The sequence below is a fragment of the Sunxiuqinia sp. sy24 genome (assembly GCF_052677165.1).
Genome location: NZ_JBQYLH010000005.1, coordinates 224,087 through 230,499 on the forward strand (window position 1 = coordinate 224,087; position 6,413 = coordinate 230,499).

The window sequence follows — 6,413 nt, forward strand, 5'->3', positions numbered from 1 at the left end:
CTCCATGCTCTCTGCCCCATGCCCTTTGCCCTTTGCTACTTGAAGACAATCTTCTCATTATCGCCAAACAGCTCGTAGCTGGAAGTGATTACTTTTTCGCTAGGCTCAAGGCCTTCCAGCACTTCGTAATACTGCGGGTTTTGCTTGCCAATACGGATCGGACGTTTCAAGGCTTCGGTACCGTTTTCATTCAACACAAATACCCACTGCCCACCGGTGCTTTGAAAGAAGCCTCCGCGAGGCAACAACAGGGCTTTTTCCGACTGCCCCAGCTCCAGTTTGATGTGATAAGTTTGTCCGGTGCGAATATTATCCGGCTTTTCACCTTCAAATACCAGATCAATTTCAAACTGCCCTTCCCGAACTTCGGGATACACCTTTCGCACATTCAATTGGTAATCATCGCCATTCCGATCAAAAGCGGCCGCCAAATCACGCCGGACCCGGTCAATGTAATGCTCGTCAATCCTGGCCTTAATCTTAAAGTCGGTTAAAATATGAACCAAGCCCAGTCGCTGCCCACGAGAAATGGCTTGACCGATCTCGGCATCCAGCAAACCAAGCTGGCCATCAACCGGGGCCTTTACATTCAGGTTTGCCAAGCGCTCTTTGGCCATTTTCAAACTCAATCGCGTATTTTCGAGACTCTCATCCATACTGATGCGCTGGTTGGCCCGAAAGATCGAATCCTGAACCATCTTCTGATAAGTCAATTCCTGTTCTTTTTGGGCTAACTCATACTCTTCTTTGGCCTGCAGAAACATTTCTCTGGCAACCAATTCTTCTTTAAACAGACGTTCGTATTGCGCAAACTTTCGCTTGGCCTGAATAACTTTCAGGTCAATCTGAAGCTTTTGCTGTTTGTTTTGTATCTGTTGCTGCTCAATCTGAATCTGGGTATTTCTCAGTTCGTTGGCATGGTAAGCCAACTGCGACTCACTACTCATAATGGTGGTGTTCAGGTCCGTGTTTCTGAGCTTCAAAATAACATCCCCTTTTTGCACCATCTCTCCTTCTTCAATATAAATTTCTTCCACTTTTCCGCCTTCTTCCACATCGAGATAAATGGTGCTGATCGGTTCAACCTGCCCAATAATGGTGATATAATCGTTAAACTGACCATCTTCAACGGTGCTCACGGTCAGCTTGTCCTGCTCGGCCCGAAATACCGACTTATGCTCTGTAAAAGCCAACTGGTACAGCATAAACAAAAAAACAATTACTCCGCCTGCCATATAAAAGTGCTTCTTTTTAAGCCCTTTCTTCTTTTCTATTACCCGATCCATTGTCATTGCTAAAAAATTTTAATTCAAATTCTACCGTTAACTCCCTTTCCTCCTTTCTCCCTTCTCCTTCCGATCATTTCTCCCAAAAGCGGACCCCTTTGTAAAAGTCCACAACCTTAAGCTTAATCTCCCATTGCAATTGGACCAGCAAGCGTTGACCTTCTGTTTTGGCCAAGCGGTTTTTTACCGCCTGCAACTCAATCACATCAATCAAGCCTTCATCATACTTGCGCTGTGCCACCCGATAGGCCAGTTGATCAGCTTCAACCTGCTTGCCGGTTTGAATGTATTCGCGAAAGAAAGCCTGCAAATCCCGACTATTATTCAACAATTCGTAATACACCGTTTGCCTGTAATTTTCGAGTCGTGTGCGCGCCTGTTCCTCGGCCAGCTTGGCTTTCCGAAACTGACTCCGCACCTGGTTCCGTGCAAAAATCGGAATGGCAATGGAAGCCCCAACATACTGGCTTCGATTATTATCCAGCTGATCGCGAAACGAAATCGTTCGGCCATCGGCATCCCGATAGGTTTCGTAATAGCCCGTATTAATGGAAGCATTGAGATAAACGGAAGGAAAAAACTGCCCACGACTGATCGCTACCTCTTTAGCTGAAGCCTGCCATTCGGCTTCCGCAATTTTTACATAGGGAGAAAGTGCTACAAACGAGGAATAAAGAGAGTCGGCAACCACCGACATATCGGCTGCAACAGGCGGTTCTCCGCCCTCAATCTGCACTTGCTGTAATCGTTCAGCAGGTAAATTCATTTCCTTGCCAAGCCTTAACGTCACCTCTTCCAACTTATTTTCCGACTGCAGAAGGTTCAGTTTTTCCTTTTCGTAGGTAGCTTGCATCTCAGCCAGATCCATTTTGGCTTTCAAACCTGTTTCTATTAGTATTTCTGCTTTCTTCAAATTGATCTCCGACAAACGAAGTTGTTCGCGGGCAATAGCCACCATTCCCTGATAATAAATCACATCGTAATACGTCATCAAGATTGAAAAAGCCAAATCATCCTGATGATTCACCTTCTCCCACTTGGCCGCTTCGAGTCTGAATTTTGAATACGCAATCCGGTTTTGCTGAACAAACCCCTGAAATACCGCCAGACTGGAACTCAAACTGTTCGAATTATTAAAAAATTCGGTATTGACAATATCATTGGTATTCGGATCAACCGATCGTCCGATGCTTAGTCCGGCCGACGAAGAAGCTGACAAGGATGGCAATAAATTCAACTTCGACTGGGCGGCATCGATGGTTGCCGCTTGCTGGCTTAACTCGTAAGTATGCTGCGTCAGATTGTGCTCCAAGGCATAGTCGATACATTTATTTAGGCTCCAGCTCTCCTGCCCTTGAGTGAACCCCACCAGTAAAAAAAGAAAGATTATCCCTACTATTTTTCTAATCGCCGTCATATTTTTATTTTTCAACACCATTAACCTAACCATTACAATGCCAAACACACATAAGCCTCATTACCAGCAATAACAAAAAACAAACTTTCTACAGCTGTAAAATATATTGACATGTTTCTGTAAAAATATTTGACAAATCATTGCACCTCCTTCTTTCATACTCTAATTTTGATAAAAAAAATGCCCAAAGGAAATATCCTCCTAGTTGATGATAACAAAAGCGTGCTAAGTGCGCTTGAGATCTTACTTTCTTCGGAATATGACAACGTGAAATGTTTGTCGAACCCCAACCTCATTACCAGCGAACTGCGCAAAACCCAGTACCACTTGGTTCTACTGGACATGAACTTTAAGGCCGGGGTAAACACAGGCAATGAGGGCATCTTCTGGTTGCAACAAATCAAGGAAAACCATCCCGATTTATCGGTTGTCCTCATCACGGCTTATGGTGATGTGGAGCTGGCGGTGAAAGCATTAAAGTCAGGTGCTACCGACTTCATTTTAAAACCCTGGGACAATACCAAACTATTGGCTACCATTCGCTCTTCCATCCAGCTAAGCCTGTCGCGCGAAGAGGTAAAGCACCTGAAGTTGAAAGAAAAAGAGCTGAAAAGAGTGATCAATCGCGAGGAGAAATTTATTATTGGCTCCTCACCCGAATTGATGCAGGTGCTGAAAGTTGTGCGCAAAGTAGCCAAAACAGACACCAACATTTTAATTACCGGAGAAAATGGAACGGGAAAAGAATTGATTGCCCGGGAAATTCATCGCTTATCGAACCGAAAAGACGAAATGCTGGTAAGCGTTGACATGGGCGCTCTAAGCGAATCGTTGTTTGAAAGCGAGTTGTTTGGGCATGTGAAAGGCGCATTTACCGATGCCCGCGAAAACCGGGCTGGCAAGTTTGAAGTAGCCAACAAGGGCTCGCTATTCCTCGATGAAATTGGCAACCTTTCGTTTCACCTGCAGGCCAAACTGCTGGCGGCCATCCAAAACCGCGAAATCACCCGAATCGGCTCAAACCAGTCCATCCCTGTTGACATCCGGCTGATTTGTGCCACCAATAAAAACCTGCCCGAGCTGGTTGAAAAAGGCTTGTTTCGCGAAGATTTACTTTACCGGATTAACACCATTCAAATTGAAATTCCCCCTTTGCGCAATCGGGGAAATGACATCCTGGTGCTGGCTGAATTCTTCCTGAAGAAATACACCTACAAGTACGACAAACCTGCCTTAAAACTGAACAACCAGGCACAAGACAAACTACTCAAGTATCACTGGCCGGGCAACATTCGCGAGCTGGAACACAGCATTGAGAAAGCGGTAATTCTGAGTGAAAACAACATTCTGAAAGCCGATGATTTTTTTCTGAATCCCTTAACAGGATGTCGAAATAAAACCGACTCACTCAGACTCGAAGAAATGGAAAAACGACTGATCCTCCTTGCGCTGGAGAAAAACCCGGGCAATGTTACAGCAGCTGCCGAACAACTGGGAATTACGCGACAAACGCTCTACAATAAAATGAAAAAATTCAAAATCGGATGAACCAGTCATTTTTAGTCAACCTATTAAGCCGGATACTTTTGATTATCCTGATAGCCATTGGCATTGGCTGGACGGCATTTGCCTTACAGCATTGGTTCCTAAGCGCTTTTTTAACCCTTCTCCTGACTGGCTTAGTCTTCAATCTTATTCGTTACCAGAACCGTGTAAATGAACGAATCAACTATTTCTTTGAAGCCATTAAGAATGAAGACTTTAGCCTGGCCCTCCCGGCTCATAAGAATGACAAAATCATTCAGGAACTGAACCGACATCTGACCGAAGTAAACCAGCAAATTCAACGGATCCAAATACAGAATCAACAGCAGGAGCAATACTTTCGGGCACTCATTGAGCATGTTGGAACCGGCATATTGACTTATGATGAACGGGGATTTGTGATTCATGCCAACAGTGCTGTGAAAATGCTATTGGGACTGGAACAATTTACTCACTTGAAACAACTGGCTAAAGTGGATCAACAGCTGGCTAAGACGCTACCTCAGGTTCAGCAACAAGGTCAAAAACTGGTCACCTTCAATGGCAAGCAGGGAAAAGTGACGATTTCCATCAAAGCCAACTCGTTTAAAAATAACGAGCAAACGCTGACCTTGCTTTCAGTTCAAGATATTAACAACGAACTGGATGAAAAAGAACTGGACTCGTGGATGCGCCTGATTCGGGTGCTGACCCACGAAATCATGAATTCCATTGCCCCGGTCACCTCACTTTCTGAGAGTTTGAGCAATTTTTTCCAGAAAGACGGGCAAGCCATCTCGCCCCAAAAAGTCAATGAGAAGATGATTAATACGACCATCCGTGGACTGGATGTGATCAAGGAGCAAGGGCGGGGTTTGATTACCTTTGTGGAATCGTACCGTAAGCTGACGCGCCTGCCAAAACCAGAGAAAAAGCCCGTTCATGTTCACGATCTGCTGGAGAAAATGCTGTTGCTAAACAAGGCCCAGCATCCGGATTCGTCCATTCAACTCAAGATAAGCCTGGAGTCACCCGAATTGATGATTCATGCGGATGAGAAAATGATTTCGCAAGTCTTGCTCAACCTGATTAAAAATTCGCGCGAAGCACTTGTTGAAACAGACAATGCCCAAATTGATTTACTGGCCGGCCGGAACAAAAACGGACAGGTGGAAGTGTGTGTCAAAGACAATGGCCCGGGAATACCCAAAGAGCTGCTCGACGAAATTTTCGTTCCGTTTTTTACCACCCGCGAAAACGGCAATGGTATTGGGCTGAGCCTTTCGCGCCAAATACTAAGGCTGCACAATGGCAGCCTACGGGTTCGGTCGGCTCCCCATAAGGAAACCCTGTTTTGTATGCTTTTTAATGAATAATATTAGTTTACTATTCCCGGGTCCGGGAGTACAATAGCCAGCACCAGGTAAGCAATCAGCATCAGGGGATTAAAGATGCAAAGCCCCACAAAGCCAATGCGCACAATGATCGGATCCAGCTCCGGATTAAAATACTCGGATATTCCGGCGCAAACACCGGCTAATTTTTTGTCGTATGATTTAGTTAATCGTTTCATAGCGTTCATTTTTTAATTGTCATTAGATAAATTTAAACCGATTTTGCGGACACCCTCAACATCTTCCAAATCAAATTTTCCGAAGAAGGAAATTAAAAATTGCCTGTCATCGTCCGATTCATTCCGAATGAAAATATGAAATTCAGATGCCTTGCGCTTGTTTCCAAGCATCCAGATTTCGGCATCGTTTTCATCGTCCACCTCCACAATACGGTCGTAAGCCCGTGGCAACAAGCCCGTAGCTTTGCGTATAAATTCTTTTCCTGTCAACTGCCCTTTTTCAGGATTGTAAGACAGAAAGCGAATTTCATTCAGATCACCTTTGATGGTTTTGCCTTCTTCATCCAAATCAATATTGAAGGCATCAGTCATGCTCTTAGTGAAAGCAAAATAAGTCACTCCTGGTTTATTTTGAAATGTATCGAATAACTTATCACACTTGCTTTGCGCCATTAAACTTGTGCTCGCCAAAAGCAGGCAAACAACGTAAAGAATTTGAATTGATCGAATATTCATGGCTTTAATTTTTTCGGTGCCCTTACCGGGGCCGGCCCGGAAGCCAGCCGCCGGAAAGTTTAAAACACAAGGACACAAACTGTTTTTAATGCTGTTC

General features: G+C 44.6%; 6 protein-coding genes. 2 read left to right on the forward strand and 4 right to left on the reverse strand.

Features of this window, described 5'->3' with window-relative positions; genetic code table 11:
- Positions 1-35 precede the first annotated feature (35 nt).
- Complete coding sequence (locus ACUNWA_RS06785) at positions 36-1,292, reverse strand: efflux RND transporter periplasmic adaptor subunit (RefSeq protein ID WP_445591133.1); 1,257 nt, start codon at positions 1,290-1,292, stop codon at positions 36-38.
- 67 nt (positions 1,293-1,359) lie between these two features.
- On the reverse strand, positions 1,360-2,703 hold the full coding sequence (locus ACUNWA_RS06790) for a TolC family protein (RefSeq protein WP_445591134.1): 1,344 nt from the start codon (positions 2,701-2,703) through the stop codon (positions 1,360-1,362).
- Between the two features lie 180 nt (positions 2,704-2,883).
- Between ACUNWA_RS06790 and ACUNWA_RS06795 the strand changes: the two genes are divergently transcribed.
- On the forward strand, positions 2,884-4,251 hold the full coding sequence (locus ACUNWA_RS06795; protein ID WP_445591135.1) for a sigma-54-dependent transcriptional regulator: 1,368 nt from the start codon (positions 2,884-2,886) through the stop codon (positions 4,249-4,251).
- Positions 4,248-5,603, forward strand: a complete 1,356-nt coding sequence (locus tag ACUNWA_RS06800) for a sensor histidine kinase (RefSeq protein ID WP_445591136.1) — start codon at positions 4,248-4,250, stop codon at positions 5,601-5,603. Before ACUNWA_RS06795 ends, ACUNWA_RS06800 begins: the two co-directional genes overlap by 4 nt.
- A 2-nt stretch (positions 5,604-5,605) precedes the next feature.
- On the opposite strand, the gene ACUNWA_RS06805 is transcribed toward ACUNWA_RS06800, so the two are convergent.
- Both ACUNWA_RS06805 and ACUNWA_RS06810 read right to left on the reverse strand, forming a co-directional pair.
- On the reverse strand, positions 5,606-5,800 hold the full coding sequence (locus tag ACUNWA_RS06805) for a PspC domain-containing protein (RefSeq protein WP_445591137.1): 195 nt from the start codon (positions 5,798-5,800) through the stop codon (positions 5,606-5,608).
- A gap of 12 nt (positions 5,801-5,812) precedes the next feature.
- Positions 5,813-6,316: a DUF4252 domain-containing protein gene (locus tag ACUNWA_RS06810; protein WP_445591138.1), complete on the reverse strand. Its 504-nt coding sequence runs from the start codon at positions 6,314-6,316 to the stop codon at positions 5,813-5,815.
- Positions 6,317-6,413: the final 97 nt, after the last annotated feature.